Genomic DNA, 22,470 nt, shown 5'->3' on the forward strand with positions numbered 1-22,470 from the left:
GGACGCCGGTGTCACAGGAGTTCAGTTAATGGTTGATAACTGACATCATAGTAAACTACGATTAACTGAGAGTCCAGGGTCGAGGGGGTGCAGGAGTTGGAGACGAAGCCGACGACGGTGCGCGAGCAGCGCAAGGCCGAGCGTCGACAGCAGTTGCTCGACGCCGCAGCATCGCTGTTCGCCGAACGCGGATTCACCTCGGTGCGACTCGAGGATCTGGGCGCGGCAGTCGGTGTCAGCGGACCGGCCGTCTACCGTCACTTCCCGAACAAGGAAGCAGTCCTCGTCGAGCTGATGGTCGGGATCTCGGAGTATCTGCTCGACGGTGGCCGTGCGGTGGTCGATCGTGTTGGGGCTGCCGTGGATACGTTGTCTGCGTTGGTCGAGTTCCACCTCGACTTCGCTTTCGACACACCGGCATTCATCAGAATCCAGGATCGCGACCTGCAGAGCCTCCCCGAGGGCTCTCGACGCAAGGTGCGCCGAATGCAGCGCGAGTACGTGGAACTGTGGGTCGCGGTCCTGTGTGCCGTCGACTCGACATCGAACGAGGCCGACGCTCGGACCGCGGCACACGGCGTGTTCGGTCTGATCAACTCGACGCCCTACAGCGCTGGGCGCAGTCCGTCACGGACTGCCAGGCCGGTGTTGCGCGCAATGGCACTGGGGGCGTTGGGGGTTCCTGCCTGACGCTTCGACCAACTACACAGACGCGCGCTCGGCTTCGTCTGCATGTCGGTGGGTGGGCTCGGGTGAACGCGCTCGGCGAAATCCGATCACTCCGGCGGAAACCGCACCGACGAGGCAGGCTCCACCGATCGCGTATCCCAACAACGGTCCGCGAGAAGTCAACCAGGCCAGGCTGTTCGCGGCGTCGCGTGCCGAGGCAATCTGCTCCAGCCGACCCGTCTCGTCCAGGGCGAGTGACGCTTTGAAGATGGTGACCTCGGGGATCTTCGGATCTCTCGCGAAATACTGGTACGGGGTTTCTTTGCCCCACACCAGGCTTCCGCTCCTGGGTTCGACGTAGATGTCGCGAACGTTCGAGTACCACCGCTTCATCGTGATCGGTTCGTCCCCGTCGCCCAGACCCCACTTCGATGCCGGGAGAGTCACCGAGTTGATCGGTGACTGCGTCGTGGTCGACAGGTCGGCTTCGGACACGATCGATCGAAAGTGATAGATCGGCAGACCTTCCATGGTGAGTTCCTCGACGAAGTTCGCCTCGAAGCTCGTCCACGCCGTTGCGTCGTAGACCGTGTAGGTGATCGGCTGGGTATCGAAGGGAAAGCGATGCTGTAACCCTGTGCGGGGCAGCGAAATAGCTGGCGAATCGACGGTGGTCTGCAATGATCCCGCGGGCTCGACGGGTAAGCCGGTGCGCCGGTCGCTGGTCACTCGATCCACCGAGGCGGTCAGCAGGCCTTCGTCGCCGTCGCGGTCGGCGCGTCGCACCGTGGCTCCGACCTGGAAGGTGACGCGGTCTGCGTCGGAGGGATCCTCCACGGTGATGTAGCGCTGGAGGATCAGGGGAACGTCGGTCGCGATCGACAAGGGGCCGGGGCCGGAGATCGTCTTCGAGTCGAGGACCTCGCCGCCTGCTCCGTCTGCCGTGGTGGCCACCGTGGTTGCGGCGATGTCGAGGGGAGTGACCGCTAGACGGTCGTATACGAGGGTGGGCAGAAGAAGCGCAACGGCGATCGCGAAGGATCCCAGACCTGCGAGCACGCACATCGCAATTCTCAACCGTGACATGAACATCGTCCCCACTGTTTTCGATTTCGGCCACCTCATCCTGCCGTGACGAAAGCACCGAATGTCCGCTTCCGCGTTGTGACCTGTCAGCACGTTCGGGGGAAATGACAGAGACATCAACCGATGTTGAGATCGAGCCTCGCGGTGCACACTGGGTTCGATCGCGCTGAACAGGGGGACGACGCATGGCGACCGGTATCGATCGAGGCACAGTGGTCGATCGCGGTAGCCGTTGGCGAACCATCGGGACGTTGCGGACCGGGCCCGGCTCTGCAGTCCTTCCGTTCGGCTGGGGACCGGCGATCGTCTTGGTGCTCGTGGCCTTCGTGGACCGGATCGAATTCAGTCTCGTGGCCGCCGTTCTTCCTCAGCTTCAGGCCGAATGGGGTTTCGGCGACGCCGTGGCGGGATCGCTGCCCAGCGCATCCGCGATTGCCGCGGGCGTCCTGGCGATACCGGCTGCATACTTCGCCGACCGTCACGATCGCGGCAGGATCGTGACCTGGGTCGTCGTTCTGTGGTCTCTGGCGACGCTGGGTTCCGCGCTTGCGCCCACGTTCCTGATCTTCTACCTCGTGCGGGTCGGGCTTGCCGCCGCGGAGGCAGTGGACAACCCGGCGAGCGCGAGCCTGCTCGCCGACTTCTACCCGCCCGCAACGCGATCCACCGCGTTCGGTTGGTGGCGAACCTCGGCGTACCTCGGCGGCGCGGGCATCGTCCTGGGCGGTGTGCTGGCGGACTGGCTGGGCTGGCGCGGGGCGTTCATGGTCATGACGATTCCGGGACTGCTTGTCGCAGTCCTCGTCTCACGTCTGAAAGAGCCGGAACGCGGTTACGCAGACAGGTTGGCCGCCCGCGCAGACCCGAGCCTGCAGGCTCACACGCCGTCCGGCCCGCTTGCCACCCAGCTCCGCCGATTGCTGCCCATCCGAACGCTGTGGTTCACCGGTGCGGCTCTGACAGTGATGAGCCTGTCGATCGGTGGCCTGACCTTCTGGCTTCCGAGTCTGCTGCAACGCCGGTACGGCCTGTCCGAATCGGCGGCCGCGACGGCGGGCGGCGGAATGACGCTGGTGGGAATCGTTCTCGGAACGCTCGTCGCGGCGATGGCAACCCGACGAGCCATGATCGGGACCGGCCTCGCGCAGTGGCGAGTACTGCTGGGTGGTGGCGGAATCCTCCTCGGCAGTGTGTTCATGTCGATTGCCCTCGCCATGAACTCGACGGTGGTGTTCGTCGTATTTCTCACCGTCTTCGCCTTCTTCTCGGCTTTCGCCCTCCCCACGCTCACCGCGTGTGTCGCCGACGTCGTCCCGGCTCGTGATCGGGGTCTGGGATTCGGCATGTTGCAGATCGCCGCGACCGCGGGCGGTGCCGTCGGGCCGCTTCTGGTCGGCGTGGTGTCCGACGCGGCCGATTCACTCACCGTCGGCCTGGTTCCGCTGCTACCGCTGTTGGCCGTCGGCGGGATCCTGGCCCTCCTTGCCTACTGGTCCGTCGAACCCGATGCGCGACGCGTCCTGGCCGTGGCCGCGCGGGAAGAGTAATTCGTTGTCGTCGGCCACAATGTCTCCATGACGATTGAGCTATCGCGGGCCGAGGTCGGCCGACGGCAGAGTCGATTCACTCTCGACGAGATTCCCCGCCTGTTGGCGATGGCAGGGTTGGTGGCCGCTCTGCACGTGATCGGGTGGGGGTTGTTCACGCACTACGACTCCATCCCGAGTATCCACGGACTCACCGGGGCCGACGGCACCCTCGTGTACGCCGGAGCAGGCGTGCTGGCGTACACACTCGGGCTCAGGCACGCCTTCGACGCCGATCACATCGCCGCCATCGACGACACCACCCGCTTTCTGCTGCAGAAGGGCAAGCGGCCGTTGGCCGTCGGGCTCTTCTTCTCCCTCGGTCACTCGACGGTCGTGTTCGTCTTCGTCGCCGCTATCGCCTTCGTCGCGTCGCAGGCGACGGCGTTCCAGGACGCATTCGCCGGAGTCGGCGGCATCATCGGCACGCTGGTGTCCGGAACATTCCTGTATCTCATCGCGGCGTTGAACATCGCAGTGCTCGCGGGAATCGTCGGAGTCTGGCGACGTGCGAAACGAGGTGAGTTCACCGAAGCCGGCCTCGACGAGTTGCTGGCCAAGCGTGGGCTGATGAATCGACTGTTCCGCGGCCGCTACGACAAGCTGATCAACCACTCGTGGCAGATGTACCCGTTGGGTCTGCTGTTCGGGCTGGGATTCGACACCGCTACTCAGGTCGGTCTGCTTGCGATCGCAGGCACGACGGCCATGGCCGGCGGCCTTCCGCCGATGGCGATCATCGCGCTGCCGGTTCTGTTCGCCGCGGGCATGACCACGATGGACACCATCGACGGCATCTTCATGTCCAAGGCGTACGGCTGGGCGTTCGTGACGCCGGTGCGCAAGATCTACTACAACATGACGATGACGGGACTGTCCGTCTTCGTGGCATTGGTGATCGGCACGGTGCAGCTGTTGTCGCTGCTCGCCGAGCAGTTCGAGCTGACCGGCGGCCTGTGGGACGCGTTGGCCGTCATCGATCTCAATCTGGCCGGCCAACTCGTCGTCGGCACGTTCTTCGTCGTGTGGATCGGTGCGGTCGTGTATTACAAGGTGGCGCGCATCGACGAACGCGGTGGCTTCGCACACTCGAACGGAATGGAGACCCAGTGACCTCTCGTCGTCGGATCGGTGCCCTCGCAGTTGCCGCGACTGTTGCGTCGAGCATGGTGACGGCGCTGCTGGCCGTACCTGCTTCCGCTGCACCGGCGATCACTCAGGAGATCGGCGACGTCGTCTCGACTCGTGATCTGCCGCAGGAACTGTGGGTTCCCGGCGCGGCCTCGGCCGAAGTGCTCACCTACGTCACCACCGACACGTTCGGCGAGAAAGCGCTGAGCACCGGCACCGTCTTCCTGCCGCCGGGCACGCCGCCCGCGGGTGGTTGGCCGGTGATCTCGTGGGCCCACGGCACATCCGGTCTCGGGGATTCGTGTGCGCCGTCGATGATCGGTCCGACCTACGCCGAGCGGGATCTTCCGTACCTGGGGAACTGGCTGGCACAGGGTTACGCCATCGTCGCCAGTGACTATGCCGGCCTCGGAACGCCCGGCCTGCCTACGTATCTCGACGGTCGAACCACGGCTCACAACGTGGTCGACATGGTCAAGGCGGGCCGCAACTACAACGAGGACCTCTCGCGATCCTGGGTGGCCGTCGGCCAGTCGCAGGGCGGCGGCGCAGCCATCTACACCGCTCGCTACGCAACCGAGTTCGGCGGACCCGATCTCGACTACCGCGGGGCGGTCGGCACCGGAACTCCCGCATACATAGAAAAGCTGGTCTCGATCGGTGGACCGGGCGTTCCGCCGGTGGAGCTGCCGTCGGGCCTGACCGCCTACGTCGCGTACATCGGCGCATCACTGCGCTACGCGCACCCCGAGCTCGGGCTGGACACCATCCTGACTCCACTCGGGAAGAAGTACGCAGACCTGGCCGAGACGACGTGCGTATCGGACTTCGAGGCACAACTCGACGGTGTGACGATCGGCGACTTCTTCACCGCGCCGCTGACTAGCCTGCCCAATTTCACCGCCGTACTCGACGATTACATGGCGATGCCCGAAACCGGATTCGACAAGCCCTTCTTCATGGCAAACGGCGTGCAGGACATCGACGTTCCGTTCCCGACCACCGCCGCCTACGTCGCACGGCTGACGGCCAACGGTCAGCCGGTGACGTTCAGGCCCTACAACGCTGACCACAGTGGAGCCTTCGTCCAGTCGCAGGCCGATACGATTCCGTTCGTCGCGAACCTGTTCCGCTAGGTCGCCGGCCGCTTGCTGGGCAATCCGTACGCGCGGGCCGTGAATTTCTCGAGCACGGTGCGTGGCAACAACCGCTGGGCGAGAAACACCGCAGGCGCATTGCTGCCGACGGCGTAGATCGGGAGAGTCTTCTTGTCTTCGACCGCTCTGAGCACAGTCTTCGCGACCGTTTCGGCCGAAATGCCCTGTGCCTCCTTGGCGTCGAGCTTCGCGATCACCGTGGTGAAATCGCGCAGGTAGGGCGAATGCGGTCCGCAGTACTTGGTGCGACGGGCGGACAGGCCGGTGGCGATCGAGCCGGGTTCGACTGTGGTGATGTCGATTCCGTACGGTTCGAGCTCGAACCGCGCTGCGGTGCTGAAGCCCTTGATCGCAGCCTTGGTAGCGGCGTACGAGGAACGGTAGGCCAGCGGGAAGCTTGCAAGCATCGAGCCGATGTTGACGATTCTGCCGCGGCCCCGCTCACGCATGGCCGGCAATACGGCCTGGGTCAACTCGATCGCGCCGAACACGTTGAGCTGGAACAGCCGAGTGATTGCCTCGATGGGGAGTTCTTCGATGGGGCCGCACTGGCTTTCGCCTGCGTTGTTGATCAGTACATCGATCGGGGTGTCGCCGAGTCCGTCGACGAACGCGCGAATCGATTGCGGATCCGTCAGGTCCAGATCTCGGTAGTCGACGCCCGGGATCGGGTCGGCCACCTTCGAGCTGTTGCGGCTCGTGCCGATGACGCGGTAGCCGCCAGCGATCAGAATCTCGGCGACGGCCTCGCCGATCCCGGACGTCGCTCCGGTGACGATTGCAGTGTTCATCTTCGCCTCTTGGGTGCGGTGCGAGCAGCAGGTCGCTTGGTCGCAGTGGGTGTCGGGCAAGCAAGCCGTCGATACGCGGTTGTCGGCATCTTGGTGTGCAGCGCCGGTACCGATGTACCCGACGCCATGACGGTGCGGTCCGGTCGGACGATCGCTGCGACAGCGCGTCCGCTGCGTAGCCAGACCCCCAGGTCCGACGACGCCGCCACCTCGACGACGACGGCTCCGCGACGTTCGATTTCTCGACGATGACCGGTTGTCAGCGGGGTCGACGAGACGAACAGGAACTGTCCAGGTGCGAGGTCGTCCAGGCGGGTCCCGTTGTCCAACGGGCTGTTCGGGCAGAGTTTGCCGGCCAGGGTGCGGATCTGCGCAGGTGAGCGCAACACGTACTGCGAACGCGGTAGAGCCGGAGTGGTACTGGCCGTGACCTTCTCGCCGACGAACGGTAGATGGCCGAGAGCGGGTGCGATACTCGAACGAAGGATGCCGGTGAGCTTGCTGCCGCCGGTCATGGCCCAACCGATCGCGATCGCCAGCTCGATCATGGACTTGGCGTGTGCTTTTCGTTCCGTCTCGTAGCTTTCGAGCGTCGCATCGCTGAGGTGCCCGTCGAGCACACCGACGAGTTTCCAGACCAGGTTGCGCGCATCTCTGAGTCCAGCACCCATGCCCTGTCCGATGAAGGGCGGTGTCAGATGTGCAGCGTCGCCGAGAAGGAATACTCGGCGATCTCGCCAGCGGTCGACGACCTGTGCGCGAAAGGTGTACTCGGCGCAGCGAATCAGCTCCATGTCCGGCTCGTCGATCGATTCGAGCCACGGCGCGATCAGCGGACGGATCGAGGCCAAGTCGGGGAAGGCGGACATGGTCTCGTCGTCGTGCAGACGGAATTCCCAGCGATAGCGGCTGGTACCGATGCGCATGTACGTCGCCGATCGCTCGGAGTCGCACACCTGGTGCACGCCGTCCCACTGATCCAGGTCGGCATCGGTGGCGATGTCGACCACCAGCCATCGCTGGGCGAACCCGAGGTCCTGCATCTTCGACCCGATGGATTCTCGCACCACGCTGTTGGCCCCGTCGCAGCCGAGAACGTAGTCGGCGGTCACCCAGTGTGGGGTTCCGTCGACGGTCGAGTCGTACCGGACCCGAACCGAATCCTTCAGGTTCTGCACGTCGGTGATCTCGCAATTGCCGCGCATCTCCACGCACTCGAATTGCGACATGTGTTTGCGCATCAGTTGTTCGAGATCGGGCTGATCGAACATGTTGGCCTGCGGGTACCCGTGCGGTCGATCGTCGGGATCCCGCTCGAACTCGGCAAGCGTGCGGATCTGCTTGTCGCACAACCGCAGTCCGCGACCGGGGCGGGAGATTCCCGCGAAGTCCTCGGCCAGGCCGATATCGCCGAGAATGCGGAACACCTCGTCGTCGAGATGGACCGCGCGAGGCTGTGGGTAGACGTCCTCCCACCTGTCCAAAACGAGGCAGGGGACGCCGTACCGGCCCAGCAGCAACGCAGCGGTCATGCCCGTCGGACCGGCGCCGACGATCACCACGGGAAAGTGGCGACCGTCGGACGTGTTTTCGGTCATCGGTAGGAGACCCGGGTGCGCTGGACCCCCAGATCGAGGGCTCCGTCGGGAGCGGAGCACGTCAGTTCGAGCACGTCACCGTCCTTCAGAAACGCCGGATTCTTGGCCTGCTTCTTGAAGAAGACCTTCCACTTGACCGACGGCGGAACCAGCGATCCGATCATTTCGATCGGCTTGGCGGGGGCCTTCAGTGCGGTGCCTCCCGGCGTGCCGGTGAGCAGTAGATCGCCCGGATCGATCCGCTGGAACTTGCTCAGCGCCTTCAGCGATTCGACCGGACGGTAGATCATATCGGCGACCGTGCTGTCCTGTCGCACAGTGCCGTTCACCCGCAAGGTCAATGCGAGATCGCCGAACCGGTCGAACTCGCCGGCCTCGAGCAGTACCAGACGTGGCCCGACCGGAGTGAAGGTGGGATACGACTTACCCTCGTAGAACTGAGTTTTCGGCAACTGGACGTCGCGGGCCGAGACGTCGTTGGTGAGCACGAGCGCGGCCACGTACTCGGCCACGTTGGACGCGTCGATCTTGGTGCCGACGGTGATGGTCTTGCCGAACACCAAACCGATCTCGATCTCGTAGTCGAGCAGTTTGACGTGCGCGGGCTTGATCACGTCGTCGGTCGGTCCGCTGATGGAGCCCGAGGTCTTGCGGAAGAACGTCAGCGGCACCGTCTCGGGGTTCATTCCCGAATCCTTCACATGCGAGACGAAGTTCGTCATGTTCGCCATGATTCGGCAGGGCGCGGTGACCGGCGAGATCGGCGACAACGTCTCCACGGCAACGACATCGGTGGAGTCTCGCGCCGACTCGATGGCCGCTCGATCGGCGAGTAATTCGGCGGTGGTGGTAGCCGAGGTGTCGATTCGGGACGCCCCGGCCGGGGTCTCCACCCACCAGGCGTCGGCGGTGCGCAGTACAGCGATGCTCATGAGGAAGCCACTTTCATCAGGCCGCGAAGGCGTTCGGTGTCGAATTCGTTGTCGGTGCGTAGCGAGGAGATGATCGATTTCAGCTCGTGCAGAGACGCTTTGCTCGGCGCGATCCCGAGGAAGTCCTTGGACGCAGGCGGCCCCCACTGAGCCAGGCCGGATGCGGTCATCGGTGCCCAGCCGGGCTCGAGGGAGTTGTCGAACATATCGCCGTCACTGAAATGTTCCACCAGGAAACCGTCGGGATCCCGCCAGTAGTCGAAGATCTGGCTGCCCTGGATGTGCCTGCCGATACCCCACGAATGCCGGTACCCGCGCTGGGTCAGGTACTCCCCGCCCGCGGCGATGGCATCGAGATCCGACACCTGGTAGGCCGAGTGGACATACCGGTTGGACGGACCGAGAGTCATTGCGAGAGTGTGATGATCGGCCGGAGTGTTGCCGCGATCGCAGCGGATGAAGCTCATCACCGGACCGCGATCACGCTGACCGTCGTAGTAGAGGAAGTCGCTGACGATCAGCCCGAGATGATGCAGGTACCAGTTCAGGTTCTCGAGGTAGCCGGTGCGCTGGAGCACCACGTGTCCCAGACGTTGGACCCGGGCGGGCTGACGTGGTGGACGCTGCGTCGCGTTCACTCGGTAGCGCGGATCGCCGAAGTTGTAGGTGTGAGCGTCCTGCCCTGGCAGTTCGGGGTGCTCGGTGTAGCCGGACACGACCTGGACAGGCTGTCCACCGGGATCGGTGAGGGTCACTGAGATTCCGCCGAGGGTGTCGGGCAGACGCTGAATCCGCTGCCCCGTGGCGTCGGCCAAGGTTGCGACATCGGCGTTGTCGGCAGCAGCGAAGGCCGCGCCGACGAATCGTGTTCGCTTGCCGCGTCGGATGATCACGCACGGTGCGCCCACGTGCGTGCCGCGCAGATGGATCTCCTCGGGAGTGCGCAACGACACGGTGAATCCGAACGCCACTGCGAACGCCTCGGCCTTCACCAGGTCCGGCTTGCGGAATTCCAGCCACGCGATGTCGCGGACCTTGATGATCGGATCCTTCGCGCGACCGGGGTGCTCGCCGGTGAGCGCGCCCTGGTCCACGTGCATGTCCTTGTGGCCGTCGACGTCCTGTGCCATTGAGCCTCCCTCGTTGGTGACAATATCGTCACCTATGACAGTGCCGTCAGTCAATAGTATTGACAGAATCGTCAGCCATGAGGAAGAGTCAGGCCGTCGACCAGCGCAGGCAGAAGTAGGGACCATGACCGAAACCCCGAATCGACTCGAGCGCCGCAAGGCCCGAACACGTGGAGCGTTGATCGAAGCGGCGCAGGGCTTCATCGCCCGCGGCGAACTGAACGCGCCTATCGCAGAGATCACCCAGGCCGCCGACGTGGGTATGGGGTCGTTCTACAACCACTTCGTCAGTCGAGAGCAGCTGTTCCAGTCGGCGGTCGACGGTGCCCTGGAGTTGCTGGGTGGCTACCTCGATTCGCTGACCGATGTCGACGCCGACCCCGCCGAGGCGTTCACTCGATCGTTTCGAATATCCGGCCGCCTGTTTCGGTTGCAGCCGGAGCTCAGTCGGGTGCTCATCCACTCCGGCCCCGAGTTGATCACCTCGCCGCACGGTCTCGGTCCACGTGCGGCGAGGGACATCGTCGCCGGAGTCGATGCCGGGTACTTCCGGGTCGCGGACCCGCAACTGTCCCTGGCTCTGGTGGCAGGCGCGTTGCTCGGCGTCGGCCAGCTGTTGCTCGAGCAACCCGATCGAGACGACGTCGAGGCCGTGGACGGAATGGCGTACAGCGTGCTGCTGGCACTCGGAATGCCCGACGCCGATGCGCGTGACCTGTGCGCCCGGCCGCTCCCGCCGATGAGTGACGTTCCCAGCGTGGACGGTGAGAGCGCATAGCCCATGCGCCTACGGAACGTCAGCGTGCGTGTGTCTTCTCCAGATCCCGGATGATCTGCGCAACCCGACGGTCCCGGACGAGCCTGCGTTCCAGAATCGGGTTGAGCATTCCCCGGAACCAGAAGTACGGAGTCCACACGGCAGGGGCGATCAATCGTGCCCGACGGGTCCGGACCGCGTGGACGAGCAATTCGGCGGCTCGCTGAGACGGCAGGCGTCGGCTCAGTGGCCACGGAAGAAATCCTCCGATTCGCCGACCGATCGGGTCGTCGTCGAGTGTGTGCCGTGCCAGATCGGTGTCCACCACTCCGAAGTACGCGAGACCGGCCGATGCGCCGACGGCAGCGAGTTCGATGCGCAGTGCGCGGCCCAGCTGTTCCACGGCCGCCTTGCTCACCATGTACGCGGACCCGCCCATCCCGGGAGTGAATGCAGCGCAGGACGATACGAGCAGTATGTGCCCGCCGCGCGCCACGATCTCGTCGGCGGCGGCCCGCACGATGTTGAGGACGCCGCCGAAGTTCACCGCCATCACCGAGTCGAAGACGGCGCGGTCGACCGACCTGATGGTGGCAGGCGGCGGAGTGATGCCGGCATTGGCGATCACGATGTCGAGGCGGCCGAACTTTTCGATCGTCGCCGCAACGCAGTGAGCCATCGCATCGGGATCGGTGACATCGCCGGTGAGCAGCAGGATCGGTCCCGAGCTCGCGGCGTCCGGGGGGAAGTCTCGATCGACCACAGCCACCGAGACTCCCGCGGATACCAACTCCGCCACCGTCGCGGCTCCGATTCCACGTGCTCCACCCGTCACCAATGCCACTTTTCCGGACAGCTCGATGCGGTTCTTCATGTGAGGTCCCTCGTGGTCACGAGCTCGGTATCGGGTTGAGAATCTGCACTGCGCCAGTGGTAGTGGCCGAGTTCGATCGTCGACATACGTTGGGTGAAGTTACGCACCGAACCGGGCCAGTACGTCACGTTTCGGCCCGACGGGCTCAGGTAGTAGCTGCTGCACCCACCGGAGTTCCACACTGATCCCGCGAGCTTTCGGTCGGTGTGTTCGGCGAACGTCGACTGCGCACGCATGCTCACCTCGAGCGCAGTGATCGCGTTGGAGTCCATGGCGCGCAAGGCCGCGAGGATGTAGTTCACCTGAGCTTCGATGGTGACCACCTGCGAGGTGTACACCACCGAGTTGGGGCCGAGCAGCATGAAGAAGTTCGGGAAGCCGTGCACCGTGGTACCTCGGTACGACGACATTTCGCCGTCGGGCCACCTGTCCGCCAACGATTTTCCGTCGCGGCCGACGATGCGCCGGAAGCCGGTGTGGCCGGACACGGTGAATCCCGTCCCGAGGACGATCGCGTCCACCTCGTGCACGGTCCCGTCGGTGGTGACGATGCCCTCGGGCACGATCCGAGCGATGCCGGTGGTCTCGACGGTGACGTTCTCTCGGCACAGTGCGGGGTAGAACTTGTTCGAGAAGGTGGGTCGCTTGCAGCCGAATTCGTAACCGGGCGTCAGCTTCTCGCGAAGAACAGGGTCCTTCACCTGACGGCGTAGGTGGGCGCGCCCCATAGCCGTGAGCGGTGCCAACAACGAGCGATGGCTGATGAGTCCGGGGACCAACGCTTCCTGGAACAGGTCGAACACGCGGCGCATGGCCCGCTGGGCCCGGGGGTACTTCCGCAGCACGGATCTGCCGGATTCGGAGATCGGCCGGTCGGGGTGCGGAAGAATCCAGGTCGGCGTTCGCTGGAACAGAGTCAGGTGTGCGGCCTCGGGGGCCAGACGCGGGACGAATTGCACCGCCGATGCTCCGGTGCCGATGACGGCGATGCGTCGACCCTCGGCGGAGTGCTCGTGGTCCCACTTCGCCGAATGGAACACACTGCCCGAGAACGATTCCAGGCCTTCGATATCGGGCGAGGCGGGCTCGCTGAACGGCCCGAGGGCCCCGATCAGGATGCGCGCCGACCACGTTCCTGCAGTCGTCCGCACCACCCACCTGGCCTGCTCGTCGTTCCAGGTTGCGTCCAGTACTTCGTGACCGAAGCGGATCCGATCTCGGATTCCGAACTTGTCGGTGCAGTCGTTGAGGTACGCCTCGATCTCGGGCTGCAGCGGATACAGCCGCGTCCAGTCGGGGTTGGGGGCGAACGAGAACGAGTACAGCGCGGACGGAATGTCGCACTGCGCACCGGGATAGGTGTTCACGTGCCACGTTCCACCGACGGCGGTATCGCGTTCGAAGATCAGAAAGTCACCGCGACCTTCTTGGTCGAGTCGGATTGCGGCACCCAGACCGCCGAAACCCGCGCCGATGATCGCGACGTCGATGGAGGGCATTGCGGTACCGGATTGTGTTGCAGTCATGAGGGTGTGGGCTCCTTCTACAGATCGAGAACGACGACTTCACCGTCGACGGCACCGCGCGAGACGCACAGGGTGAGCGAGTTCTCGCGTTCGGAGGCGTCGAGAACACGGTCACGGTGATCGACGCGCCCGCCGACGAGACCGACCACGCACGCTCCGCAGAACCCCTGGCGGCAGGAGTAGGGCTGGTCCGGCCTCGATCGACGGATGGCGTCGAGAGCGGTCTCCTGGGCACCGACCTCGACGGTCTCGCCGGAACGGTCGAGCTGCAACACGAACGGCGTGCCGTCGACCACCGGTGCAGGCGCGAACAATTCGGTGTGGAATTCACGAACGGCCGTACTGTCGAGGACCTCGGCGCGGAGCCTGCTCGACAGCGCCGCGGGACCGCAGACGTACATCGCGGAGTTGCCCATTCCGAGGTCGACGATGTCCGCCGGAATCGGAAGTCCGTCGACATCGTCGGTCTTGACGATCACATGACCGCGCGAGGTCAGTGCCAACTGCTGCAGTAGGGCAACGAACGGCATACTCGCCCGCGAGCGACCGTGGTAGTACAGAGTCCACCGCGCCCCGTCCGCAGCGGCGCGCTCGATCATCGCCCGGATGGGGGTGATGCCGATTCCGGCGGCCACGAAGAGATAGTGCTCGGCCTCGGCCATCGGAAAGGCGTTGCGGGGTCCGCGAACTCGTAGGATATCGCCGCGAGAGAGGGTGTGGATCTCGGTGGACGCCGTCCCGCCGGGGATCCTGCGGACGCTGATGCGGTAGCGATCACCTGCGCCGGGTCGACCGGCGAGCGAGTACTGCCGCACCGAACCGGACGGAGTGGTGACGTCGATGTGCGCACCGGGCTGCCACGTCGGTAGTGGTGCACCGTCTGTGCGAGAGAGCATCAGGGAGCGAACGTCCTCGGCCTCGTCGATCGTATCGTCGACGACGGTCTCGAATTCGTATCCGACGCTTCGCCGGGGCCGCGCCGGAGACAGGGCCGTCACGAGCGAAAAGTCGGTGACAAGTGCGGCATAGAGGCGGGACGCGGCACCGATGGCGCGCAGTCCCCGTCCCGGTGCCGTCACCGTGATCTCGCCGAGATGGCTGTGCACCGGAGGCGCCGTAGCTGTCACTGCTGGGCCGCCAACGCCGCGGGGGAGACTGCCAGATACTGCACGGCCTTGTCGATGTCGCCCATCTTCGAGGGATGGAAGCCCGGACGGATGTACAGGGCGAGCTGCACGAACAGGAACGACAGGCCCGGTATCAGATGCTTGCGTGACGCTCGTGCGAACGCGATCGGCCAGGGAGTTCGCAGCCGGCGCTTACCGGTTCGTGGCGTGGCGACCGAGTTTCTGTACAGGTAGGCGGCGGTGCTGAACCACAGCACGGCCAACCCGGCACTGGCGACCACCGCGGTTCGGGCGCGGCGGAATCCGCCACCGTCGACGTATTGGAACGCGTCGAATGCGACGTTGCGGTGCTCGAGCTCTTCCGCGCCGTGCCAGCGGAGCAGGTCCAGCATGGTGGGGTCGACGCCGATGCGGTCGAATTCGGTGTTGTCGAGCAGCCACTCTCCGACAACGGCGGTGAAATGCTCTGCTGCAGCGTAGATTCCGAGCCGCTCGTTCAGCCATGCTTTGCCTGCGCGACCGGTGAGGCCGTGATCGCCGAACACCACACCCACGGCGAAGCGAATGCGCTGCAGAATCGGCTCGATGTCCACTCCGTGTGCAACGAGGTAGGTGCGGAAGCTCTCGTGCGAGGACGCGTGTGTCGCCTCCTGACCCACGAACCCCACAACTTCTTCGTGCAGTCGGCGGTCGTCGATGAACGGCAGCGCGCGGGCGAACACGTCCGCCATGGCTCGTTCTCCCTCGGGCAGGACCAGGTGCATCACGTTCCAGAAGTGGGTGGCGTACCACTCGTGGGGGATGTACTGCAGCGGAACGCCGGACCAGTCGAATGTCACCGGGCGCGCCACTATCGCGTAGGACTCGTCCGTGTATTGCTCGTCCGAGTCGACCGCCTTGTTCCGAGACATTCGAAACTCCGTTCCTTCGAGATCGTGCTGCCGAGAGTGATGCTACATAGCAACACATTATGTTGCAATGTTGCACAGGGTTGAGTCGGGACGGCCGATAGGATCGAGCAATGCATCCAGATGGGGACGACGGACCGATTCTCGATGCCGCGTTGGAACTGTTCGGTGAGGTCGGAATTCCTCGAACCACGATCGGCGACGTCGCCAAGCGCGCCAAGATCAACCGAGTGACGGTCTATCGCCGCATCGGGTCCAAAGACGACCTGGTGCGGGCCGTCATGGCGCGGGAGTCGTCGCGATTGTTCGTCGCGGTGGCAGCTGCGGCTGCGGAACAGACGTCACGTGCGGATCGGGCGGCGCACGGATTCGCCACGACCATCGACTCGGTGCGAACGAACCCCGTGCTCTTGAAGATGTTCGATTCCGAGAGCTCGTTGGTGCTCGAGCAACTGACCACCAATGCATCGGCACTGCTCGTGACCGCAATCAACGCGGCCGCCCACATCGCCGGGGGTGAACAGGGATCCGACGCCTTCGCCGTGCCGGATGCGCCAGAAATCGTTGTGCGGGTTGTCCATTCGATCTTGCTGACGCCGTCGGCCGCCGCCGCGCTCGATACCTACGACGATCTGCTCGCGTTCGCGCACCGCAACATCGTGCCGCTTCTCGTAGGTGCCGACTAGCGGGCTCAGGCGCGCGGCACGTACGAGTCGAGCACGCGCAGCAGGGCGTCCTTCAGTTCGGCCCGATTGCCACCCGGCGTCGGCCTGGCGATCTCGTGCAGGGTGTAGCCGTCGATCAAGGCCAGGAAATGCCGAGCCGGTAGATGTGGTTCCGCTATGCCGAATTCCCCGAGTGCCGCCTCGGCCGCCTCTTCGATCATCCGCATGATTCGGTGTACCGAATCCGCCAGCTCGGGCCGTCTCCGCACGGCGAGGTACGCCTCGAACTGGACGAGGGAGTCGTCGTCCTCGGGGGAGGACAGCAGCGAGACGAGGTCCATGATCGCGTCGGCGAGATCGTCGCGAGTGAGCCCGCCGGTGTGCGCGACGTCGAGTAGAGCCGTGACCTTCGCCGTCACGTTCTCGGCAATTCGGGTGATCGCGGCATCGATGAGTTCGCCGACCGAGCCGAAGAAATAGCTGGTCGTCGACGGCGGGAAGCCGGCGGCGTCGGCCACGGACCGAAACGAGACGCGTTCGAGTCCGCGTGTTCCGATCACGCCGATGGCCGCGTCGACCAGGGCGTCGCGGCGCTCTTGGCCACGCGCGTATCGAGTCTTCCGGCGCTCGTCGGTCATGGCTACAACGTAGCCGGAGTGCTGCCTTTCACCCCCACCGCAGTGCTCTCCAGCAGGCACTCTTCGTCAATCCTGGCCTAGTGGCCAATATTGGGCTACTGTCGCCGCTACATCGAACAGCCCGGAAAGGAGCACCCATGACCGAAATTTCGGAACCCACGCGTGTGGACGTAGTGGTCGTCGGCGCAGGACTCGCGGGTTTGACCGCCGCCAGGGAACTGACGGCCGCAGGGTTGACCGTCCAGGTCCTCGAGGCCAGAGACCGGGTGGGTGGGCGGACGGTCAACCACGCACTCGGTGAGAACTCGGTGGTCGAGACCGGCGGACAGTTCGTCGGTCCGACTCAGGATCACATCCTCCGCCTGGCCGCGTCGGTGGGCGTCGGGACGTTCCCCGCGCACGACATCGGATCGAGCATCTACGTCAAGAACGGAGGCGCTCGACGCTTCGACGGCGGGGTGCCACCGGATCTGGCGGCTTTGCCCGACGTCGGGATGCTCGTGGCGCGGATCGATCGGGCCGCCGGGCAGATCCCCGTGGACCGACCGTGGTCGGCACCTCGTGCAGGCGAGTGGGACACCCAGACCCTCGCCACCTGGGCCCGGCGGCACGCGGCCACCGACGGCGGCGTGGAACTGCTCGACATCCTGCTCGGTTCGGTGTTCGGTGGCACGTCCGCCGACGTGTCGGCGCTTTTCGGCCTGGCGTACGTAGCCGGGGCGGGCAACGAGTACACCCCCGGCACCGTCGATCGGTTGATGAGTGTCGCTGGGGGAGCGCAGCAATGGCGATTCCACGGTGGCTCACAGGCGATCTGCATCGAAATCGCGAAGCAGCTCGGTGATTCGGTCCGCCTGGATACCCCCGTGCGCCGCGTGGAGCAGCATCCGGATCGAGTGGTGGTGCACAGCGATACCGAATCGTGGGTCGCCCGATCGGTCGTCGTCGCGATTCCGCCCGTTCTGGCCACCCGAATCGACTGGAGCCCTGCGCTTCCCGCGGCCCAGGAAGCACTGTTTCAGCGGATGAACTTCGGCGGATTGGCCAAGTGCGAGGCCGTGTATCCCGAACCGTTCTGGCGCGCGAGCGGGCTGTCGGGCCAAGCGCTCTTTCGCGACAGCGACGTACCGGTGTCGTCGATGTTCGACAACTCTCCTCCCGACGGAAGTCAGGGAGTACTGATGGGATTCGTCGGCACCTGGGGCGGCCGCCACCGAGGCGGCCGAAACTGGTCCGACGGCAACGAATCCGAGCGCCGCGGCGAGGTTCTTCGCGCGTTCGCCACCGCAGTGGGGCCGCGCGCACTCGAACCGACGGAATGGATCGAACAGAACTGGACCGACGAACAGTGGACCCGGGGCGGGCCGACCGCTGTATTGACCCCCGGGGTGTTGACCGGGCTCGGACGGTGGCGCGATGTTCCGTTCGGGCGAGTGCGGTGGGCCGGCGCCGAGCACTCCGAATATTGGAACGGATACATGGACGGCGCCGTGCGATCGGGTGAAAAAGCAGCAGCAGACATACTTTCGACCGAAGGAGAACTCTCGTGGAACAACGCTTCGTAGTCTCGGCCCATCGCACACTCTCGGTGAGCCCGGAGGAAGTGTGGGCACTGACCGGTGACACCAGTCGGTATGCGGAATGGGTGTCCGACGTCCGGTCGGTCACCGCTCATCACGGCACCGCACGCACAGGTGGTGTCTACACCGAGGAAGTGGCGGCGCTCGGCCGCTTCACCACTCACGCCACGTGGACCGTCCGGCAGCTGGAACCGAACCGACTGCGAATCGATTCGGGTCAGGGATTCGCGCCGCTCACCAACGTGGCGAACGTCTTTCGCTTTGCGCCGCTCGGCGGCGGTACCTCCACCGCGATGACCTTCGAGTTCTGGTTCGATGTCGCACCGAGCTGGCTGGGACGTATTGTGCGGCCCATCGCGACCGCCGGGATGTCCGCACGATTCGACATCTCGATGTGCAACCTCGAGGCGCTGATCCTCTCCGAGCGAACCGCGACGATTCGGTGAGAGAACCGGCGGAAGTCCTCATGCGTGGACAGCGGTGACATGGCAGGTGAAATCGGTGCGTTGATCGTTCAGCGGCGGTGACGCAGCCCCAGCACTCGGTCGATCAGCGGCATGACCCACCGTCGGCGTTGGAGCGTCACCAGCTCGAATCCGGGGATGTCGAACAGCTTCGTGACACGGCTGTGCGTGCGGCAGAACTCGGCGAAGCCTTCGTCGCCGTGTACCCGGCCGAAGCCGCTGGCACCGACGCCGCCCATCGGAACCGATCCCATTCCGGCGAACGCGATCACCGAGTTGACGGTGACCTGGCCGCACACCAGTTGCGCCGCGATCTCTTTGCCCTGCGTGCGGGAGAACACCGATGCGCCGAGAGCATACCGATGATCGTTGCTCAGCTCGATCGCGTCGTCGATGCTGTCGACCTCGCGGACGGTGACCGTGGGGCCGAAGGTTTCCTCGCGAACGGCCGAACAGCTCTCGGGGGTGTCCACCAACACGGTGGGTCCGACGAATCGCTCGCCGATCGAGGACAGTCCGCCGATCAGTGCTCGGCCACCGGCCGCCTCGGCGTCGGCGAGGTGGCGACGGACGATGTCGATCTGGCTGGGCATCGTCATCGGTCCGTAAGTGGCCGACGCATCGCCACCGGGCGCGATGGTACGTGCGTGCTGCACCAGAGCGCCGGTGAATTGTGCTGCGACACTGCGCTCGACGTACACCCGCTCGACTCCGACGCATGTTTGGCCGCCGTTGCTGAATGCTCCCCAGGCCACCGCCTCGGCTGCCGCAGCGATGTCTGCGTCCGCAGCGATGATCACCGGATCCTTGCCGCCGCATTCCACGACCACCGGGGTGAGCGTCTCGGCGCACGTGGCCATGATCTTCGAGCCGGTGCTCGTCGAGCCCGTGAACGCGATCTTGTCCACACCCGAGCGGCACAGCGCGGCACCGGTCTCGCCGTACCCGGTCACCAGCGACAGAATGCCGAGTGGCAGAGACGGATTGGCTTCGTGGAAGGCGCGAACGTATCGGGCTGCCACCGCGGGGGTGTACTCGCTCGGCTTGAACACCACGCAGTTGCCTGCTGCCAGAGCCGAACCGATCGCACTGTTGGGTGCATACAGGGGGTAGTTCCACGGGCCGATGACGCCCACGACACCGAGTGCCACCGTCTCCACGTGAGCGGAGTAGTTCGCGAGCAGCAACCCGGGGTTGACTCGGCGCGACCGCATGAGCCGCGGTGCCTGCTTTTCCGCCCATGCGATGTGTTCGAGGGTCAGTACGATCTCGAGCAGTGCATCGTCGGCCGGTTTGCCGTTCTCACGGTGAATGAGATCGGCGAATTCGGTTCGGTGACTCCAGATGTCGTGTCGCCATGCCCGCAGGTGCCGGGCGCGAGTGCGTGGCGGCAACGAAGCCCATGTGCGCTGCGCCCTCCGCGCGAGGCCGACCGTCCGCGCGACGGACTCCGCCCCATCGACGGGGAACGAGGCGACCGGACCGTCGTCGATGGGTGAGGAGGAATCGAAGGTGGTTCGCGCCTGGACCTGGCTGGTCACAGGGAAGCTCCGAGCGCGTCCTTCGCCACGTGTGCGTCCCGCAGTTCGCGCTTGAGGATCTTGCCTGCGCCGCTCATGGGCAGCGCGGTGACGAACTCGATGGTGCGCGGGGTCTTGTATCCCGCGACGTAGCTGCGGGTGTGATCGCGGAGTTCTTCGACCGTCGGCGAGGTGCCCTCGGCCAACACGACACAGGCGTGGACGCGCTCGCCCCATTCGCCGTCGGGCACACCGATCACGGCGCAGGCCAGGACGGCCGGATGGCGGCTCAGCGCGCTCTCGACCTCTGCGCTGTAGACGTTCTCGCCACCGGTGATGATCATGTCCTTGAGCCGATCTACGACGAACAGGAATCCGTCGGCGTCGAGGTAGCCGACATCGCCGGTGTGCATCCAACCGTCGCGAACGGCCGCGGCGGTCTCGTCCGGCTTGTTCCAGTAGCCCAGCATCACATGTCCACCGCGAACGCAGATCTCGCCGACGGATCCGGTGGCCAGCTGCTCGTCGTCGGGGCCGAGAATCCGGATCTCCGAGTGCGGGGCCGCGAGGCCTGCCGAGCCGATACGTTCTCCCACATGGTGTTCCGGCCAGAGCAGGGACGCGACCGGTGCGAGCTCGGTCATGCCGTAGGCCTGAGTGAGACGGGCCTGAGGAAGGCGGGCGAGGGTGCGCTCGAGGACGCCGGCGGAGATCGGGGATCCTCCGTACAGCACACGGCTGAGCGAGGAGGTGTCGAACTCGCTCAATGCGGGGTGGTCGACGAGAAGCTGAATCATCGTCGGTACCAACAGCACATCGGTGATCGAGTGCTCGGCGATCGCGCCGAGGACGGCGGTCGGCTCGAAGAACGGAACCATGACATGGGTGCCGCCGAGCATGACCTGCCCCACCCAGGCGGCCAGATCGGCGAGGTGGAACATCGGAGCGGCATGGAGCAGGATCGATGCGTCGTCGAGCAGCTGTCCGGTCGCCACCGTTCCCAGGCCGGAGGTGACGAGGTTCGCGTGCGAGAGCATGACGCCCTTGGGGAAGCCGGTGGTGCCACCGGTGTAGAACAGGCCGGCTAGTGCGTCGCCGCTACGGCGTGCGTCGGGGACGGGATCGTGCGACGAGACCAGGTCCTCGTACGAGACCATGCCCTCGGGGGTGGCGCCGTCTCCGCAGTAGACGATGGTCTGCAGGCCGGCACATGCCGGGCGCAGTGCCGGGACCATCGCACCGAAGGTGTCGTCGACCAGCAGGACCTTGGTGTCGGAGTCGTTGAGGGCGTACGCGACCTCGACGGGCGACCACCGGATGTTCACGGGGTTGAGCACGGCGTCGGCCCACGGCACCGCGAGCAGGTACTCCGAGTACCGGTCGCTGTTGAACGCCAGCATCGCAACTCGATCGCCGGACTCGACGCCGATCGAGTGCAGGCCTGCAGCCAGTCGTGCCACTCTGTCGATCTGTTCGGCGAAAGTACGAACGCGATCGCCGAACACCGTCGCTGCGCGGTTCGGAGTTGTTGCGGCAGAGCGGTGCAGGCCTTGGGTGAGATACATGTCGAGTCCCTTGTGCGAGAGGGGGCGAGGGTGCCCGGGTGAATACCGTCACAGTTCCACCTTGTTGGCACTGTGTCAATAGTGGAGATGCAGGTCGGCCCATCTCGAGGTTCCGCGAAAATGGTTGTCTTGCTAACGTTCCCGAGCGTCGTCGAAAGAACGTGCGGTTGCGAGAACGGTGACGAGCACGTCCGTCAGCAGAATCTCGACCTGTTCGCGCGTCAGTGTGCCGCGCACCAACCACTCGCGGCCGGCCGCCTTGACCATGCCGCCGAATGCGCGCACCGCAGACGTCGCGATGCGACGGTCACCGCCTCTGCCCTCGAATGCCGTTGCGTCGAGGACGCGTTCGGCAGCCAGATCGTCGGCCTCGTCGAGAATCTGTGCCACTTGCTCGTCGACGCCCGACCCGCTCGCCATCGACACCCACGCCGTGCCGTGTGTCTCGATCACCCCCACCAGCCAGTGCACACTGCCACGGGCCCGCTCCTCGAGTGAGCCCGTGGGCAGATGTACGTCTTCGATCGGCGGCACGGTGACCAGGAAGCGAACGCTCTCGAGGTACAGATCGCGTTTGCTGCCGATGTAGTGGTGAATGAGCCCGCGGGCCACTCCGGCGGAGGCGGCGACGTCCGACATCGAGACCTCGGCGTACGGCTTGTCGCCGAACAAGCGAACGGCGCTGGCCAGGATCTGCGTTCGTCGCTCGTCCGGTTCCAGTCGATTCCACTTGGGTGTACTTGCAGCCGGCATGGTTCTCATGATT

21 protein-coding genes are annotated in these 22,470 nt (G+C 65.1%); 8 read left to right on the forward strand and 13 right to left on the reverse strand.

The genetic code is table 11. The annotated features are described in order from the left end of the window. The first annotated feature begins 87 nt into the window (after positions 1-87). On the forward strand, positions 88-690 hold the full coding sequence (locus CH251_RS20845; RefSeq protein ID WP_094614836.1) for a TetR/AcrR family transcriptional regulator: 603 nt from the start codon (positions 88-90) through the stop codon (positions 688-690). 12 nt (positions 691-702) lie between these two features. On the opposite strand, the gene CH251_RS20850 is transcribed toward CH251_RS20845, so the two are convergent. Next, positions 703-1,755 (reverse strand): DUF3068 domain-containing protein, encoded by a 1,053-nt coding sequence (locus CH251_RS20850; RefSeq protein WP_179273479.1) that lies wholly within the window; start codon positions 1,753-1,755, stop codon positions 703-705. A gap of 185 nt (positions 1,756-1,940) precedes the next feature. On the opposite strand from CH251_RS20850, the gene CH251_RS20855 reads away from it, so the two are divergent. The 3 genes from CH251_RS20855 to CH251_RS20865 are packed head-to-tail and all read left to right on the forward strand — an operon-like array spanning position 1,941 to position 5,608. Then, positions 1,941-3,302, forward strand: a complete 1,362-nt coding sequence (locus tag CH251_RS20855; protein WP_094614838.1) for an MFS transporter — start codon at positions 1,941-1,943, stop codon at positions 3,300-3,302. A gap of 27 nt (positions 3,303-3,329) precedes the next feature. Beyond that, a complete protein-coding gene (locus tag CH251_RS20860; protein ID WP_094614839.1) occupies positions 3,330-4,454 on the forward strand; it encodes a HoxN/HupN/NixA family nickel/cobalt transporter in 1,125 nt (374 codons plus the stop codon). 53 nt (positions 4,455-4,507) lie between these two features. Next, positions 4,508-5,608 carry a lipase family protein gene (locus CH251_RS20865; protein WP_256979215.1) on the forward strand — a complete coding sequence of 367 codons (1,101 nt, stop codon included), beginning with the start codon at positions 4,508-4,510 and terminating at the stop codon, positions 5,606-5,608. Here the strand turns inward: CH251_RS20865 and CH251_RS20870 are convergent. From CH251_RS20870 to CH251_RS20885, 4 genes are read right to left on the reverse strand one after another with little or no spacing between them, the layout of a single operon-like run. After that, positions 5,605-6,420: an SDR family oxidoreductase gene (locus tag CH251_RS20870; protein ID WP_094614841.1), complete on the reverse strand. Its 816-nt coding sequence runs from the start codon at positions 6,418-6,420 to the stop codon at positions 5,605-5,607. The genes CH251_RS20865 and CH251_RS20870 overlap by 4 nt on opposite strands. Further along, a complete protein-coding gene (locus tag CH251_RS20875) occupies positions 6,417-8,018 on the reverse strand; it encodes a bifunctional 3-(3-hydroxy-phenyl)propionate/3-hydroxycinnamic acid hydroxylase (protein ID WP_094614842.1) in 1,602 nt (533 codons plus the stop codon). The genes CH251_RS20870 and CH251_RS20875 overlap by 4 nt, the downstream gene beginning before the upstream one ends. Next, a complete protein-coding gene (locus CH251_RS20880) occupies positions 8,015-8,950 on the reverse strand; it encodes a fumarylacetoacetate hydrolase family protein (RefSeq protein ID WP_094614843.1) in 936 nt (311 codons plus the stop codon). The genes CH251_RS20875 and CH251_RS20880 overlap by 4 nt, the downstream gene beginning before the upstream one ends. Continuing rightward, positions 8,947-10,080 (reverse strand): VOC family protein, encoded by a 1,134-nt coding sequence (locus CH251_RS20885; RefSeq protein ID WP_094614844.1) that lies wholly within the window; start codon positions 10,078-10,080, stop codon positions 8,947-8,949. Before CH251_RS20885 ends, CH251_RS20880 begins: the two co-directional genes overlap by 4 nt. Before the next feature lie 124 nt (positions 10,081-10,204). On the opposite strand from CH251_RS20885, the gene CH251_RS20890 reads away from it, so the two are divergent. Next, on the forward strand, positions 10,205-10,858 hold the full coding sequence (locus CH251_RS20890; protein ID WP_094614845.1) for a TetR/AcrR family transcriptional regulator: 654 nt from the start codon (positions 10,205-10,207) through the stop codon (positions 10,856-10,858). 19 nt (positions 10,859-10,877) lie between these two features. Here CH251_RS20890 and CH251_RS20895 read toward each other — a convergent pair whose 3' ends face one another. The 4 genes from CH251_RS20895 to CH251_RS20910 are packed head-to-tail and all read right to left on the reverse strand — an operon-like array spanning position 10,878 to position 15,275. Beyond that, positions 10,878-11,711: an SDR family NAD(P)-dependent oxidoreductase gene (locus CH251_RS20895; RefSeq protein WP_094614846.1), complete on the reverse strand. Its 834-nt coding sequence runs from the start codon at positions 11,709-11,711 to the stop codon at positions 10,878-10,880. Beyond that, positions 11,708-13,237: an NAD(P)/FAD-dependent oxidoreductase gene (locus CH251_RS20900; protein WP_094614847.1), complete on the reverse strand. Its 1,530-nt coding sequence runs from the start codon at positions 13,235-13,237 to the stop codon at positions 11,708-11,710. The genes CH251_RS20895 and CH251_RS20900 overlap by 4 nt, the downstream gene beginning before the upstream one ends. A 17-nt stretch (positions 13,238-13,254) precedes the next feature. After that, on the reverse strand, positions 13,255-14,343 hold the full coding sequence (locus CH251_RS20905; protein ID WP_256979205.1) for a PDR/VanB family oxidoreductase: 1,089 nt from the start codon (positions 14,341-14,343) through the stop codon (positions 13,255-13,257). 17 nt (positions 14,344-14,360) lie between these two features. Continuing rightward, complete coding sequence (locus CH251_RS20910; protein ID WP_094614848.1) at positions 14,361-15,275, reverse strand: metal-dependent hydrolase; 915 nt, start codon at positions 15,273-15,275, stop codon at positions 14,361-14,363. A gap of 110 nt (positions 15,276-15,385) precedes the next feature. On the opposite strand from CH251_RS20910, the gene CH251_RS20915 reads away from it, so the two are divergent. Beyond that, complete coding sequence (locus CH251_RS20915) at positions 15,386-15,958, forward strand: TetR/AcrR family transcriptional regulator (RefSeq protein ID WP_094614849.1); 573 nt, start codon at positions 15,386-15,388, stop codon at positions 15,956-15,958. A gap of 5 nt (positions 15,959-15,963) precedes the next feature. Here the strand turns inward: CH251_RS20915 and CH251_RS20920 are convergent, their stop codons facing one another. Then, entirely contained in the window at positions 15,964-16,575 is a 612-nt protein-coding gene (locus CH251_RS20920; RefSeq protein WP_094614850.1) for a TetR/AcrR family transcriptional regulator, read from the reverse strand. Between the two features lie 137 nt (positions 16,576-16,712). On the opposite strand from CH251_RS20920, the gene CH251_RS20925 reads away from it, so the two are divergent. Beyond that, positions 16,713-18,140 (forward strand): FAD-dependent oxidoreductase, encoded by a 1,428-nt coding sequence (locus CH251_RS20925; protein WP_094614851.1) that lies wholly within the window; start codon positions 16,713-16,715, stop codon positions 18,138-18,140. Continuing rightward, positions 18,122-18,601, forward strand: a complete 480-nt coding sequence (locus tag CH251_RS20930) for an SRPBCC family protein (protein ID WP_094614852.1) — start codon at positions 18,122-18,124, stop codon at positions 18,599-18,601. Before CH251_RS20925 ends, CH251_RS20930 begins: the two co-directional genes overlap by 19 nt. A 68-nt stretch (positions 18,602-18,669) precedes the next feature. On the opposite strand, the gene CH251_RS20935 is transcribed toward CH251_RS20930, so the two are convergent. From CH251_RS20935 to CH251_RS20945, 3 genes are all read right to left on the reverse strand, one after another. Next, positions 18,670-20,160, reverse strand: a complete 1,491-nt coding sequence (locus CH251_RS20935; protein ID WP_094614853.1) for an aldehyde dehydrogenase family protein — start codon at positions 20,158-20,160, stop codon at positions 18,670-18,672. Next, the gene (locus tag CH251_RS20940) at positions 20,157-21,704 is read right to left on the reverse strand and encodes a long-chain fatty acid--CoA ligase (protein ID WP_094614854.1); all 1,548 of its coding nucleotides are present in this window, start codon (positions 21,702-21,704) and stop codon (positions 20,157-20,159) included. Before CH251_RS20940 ends, CH251_RS20935 begins: the two co-directional genes overlap by 4 nt. A 132-nt stretch (positions 21,705-21,836) precedes the next feature. Continuing rightward, the gene (locus tag CH251_RS20945) at positions 21,837-22,466 is read right to left on the reverse strand and encodes a TetR/AcrR family transcriptional regulator (protein WP_306436823.1); all 630 of its coding nucleotides are present in this window, start codon (positions 22,464-22,466) and stop codon (positions 21,837-21,839) included. Positions 22,467-22,470: the final 4 nt, after the last annotated feature.

This window comes from Rhodococcus sp. 06-462-5, assembly GCF_002258315.1.
GTDB lineage: Bacteria > Actinomycetota > Actinomycetes > Mycobacteriales > Mycobacteriaceae > Rhodococcoides.

What these genes read in the sequence shown, in the direction of transcription:
- CH251_RS20850 (WP_179273479.1), bottom strand. Translation starts at nt 1,755, where the DNA reads ATGTCACGGTTGAGAATTGCGATGTGCGTGCTCGCAGGTCTGGGATCC.
- CH251_RS20855 (WP_094614838.1), top strand. Translation starts at nt 1,941, where the DNA reads ATGGCGACCGGTATCGATCGAGGCACAGTGGTCGATCGCGGTAGCCGT.
- CH251_RS20860 (WP_094614839.1), top strand. Translation starts at nt 3,330, where the DNA reads ATGACGATTGAGCTATCGCGGGCCGAGGTCGGCCGACGGCAGAGTCGA.
- CH251_RS20865 (WP_256979215.1), top strand. Translation starts at nt 4,508, where the DNA reads ATGGTGACGGCGCTGCTGGCCGTACCTGCTTCCGCTGCACCGGCGATC.
- CH251_RS20870 (WP_094614841.1), bottom strand. Translation starts at nt 6,420, where the DNA reads ATGAACACTGCAATCGTCACCGGAGCGACGTCCGGGATCGGCGAGGCC.
- CH251_RS20875 (WP_094614842.1), bottom strand. Translation starts at nt 8,018, where the DNA reads ATGACCGAAAACACGTCCGACGGTCGCCACTTTCCCGTGGTGATCGTC.
- CH251_RS20880 (WP_094614843.1), bottom strand. Translation starts at nt 8,950, where the DNA reads ATGAGCATCGCTGTACTGCGCACCGCCGACGCCTGGTGGGTGGAGACC.
- CH251_RS20885 (WP_094614844.1), bottom strand. Translation starts at nt 10,080, where the DNA reads ATGGCACAGGACGTCGACGGCCACAAGGACATGCACGTGGACCAGGGC.
- CH251_RS20890 (WP_094614845.1), top strand. Translation starts at nt 10,205, where the DNA reads ATGACCGAAACCCCGAATCGACTCGAGCGCCGCAAGGCCCGAACACGT.
- CH251_RS20895 (WP_094614846.1), bottom strand. Translation starts at nt 11,711, where the DNA reads ATGAAGAACCGCATCGAGCTGTCCGGAAAAGTGGCATTGGTGACGGGT.
- CH251_RS20900 (WP_094614847.1), bottom strand. Translation starts at nt 13,237, where the DNA reads ATGACTGCAACACAATCCGGTACCGCAATGCCCTCCATCGACGTCGCG.
- CH251_RS20910 (WP_094614848.1), bottom strand. Translation starts at nt 15,275, where the DNA reads ATGTCTCGGAACAAGGCGGTCGACTCGGACGAGCAATACACGGACGAG.
- CH251_RS20915 (WP_094614849.1), top strand. Translation starts at nt 15,386, where the DNA reads ATGCATCCAGATGGGGACGACGGACCGATTCTCGATGCCGCGTTGGAA.
- CH251_RS20920 (WP_094614850.1), bottom strand. Translation starts at nt 16,575, where the DNA reads ATGACCGACGAGCGCCGGAAGACTCGATACGCGCGTGGCCAAGAGCGC.
- CH251_RS20925 (WP_094614851.1), top strand. Translation starts at nt 16,713, where the DNA reads ATGACCGAAATTTCGGAACCCACGCGTGTGGACGTAGTGGTCGTCGGC.
- CH251_RS20940 (WP_094614854.1), bottom strand. Translation starts at nt 21,704, where the DNA reads ATGTATCTCACCCAAGGCCTGCACCGCTCTGCCGCAACAACTCCGAAC.
- CH251_RS20945 (WP_306436823.1), bottom strand. Translation starts at nt 22,466, where the DNA reads ATGAGAACCATGCCGGCTGCAAGTACACCCAAGTGGAATCGACTGGAA.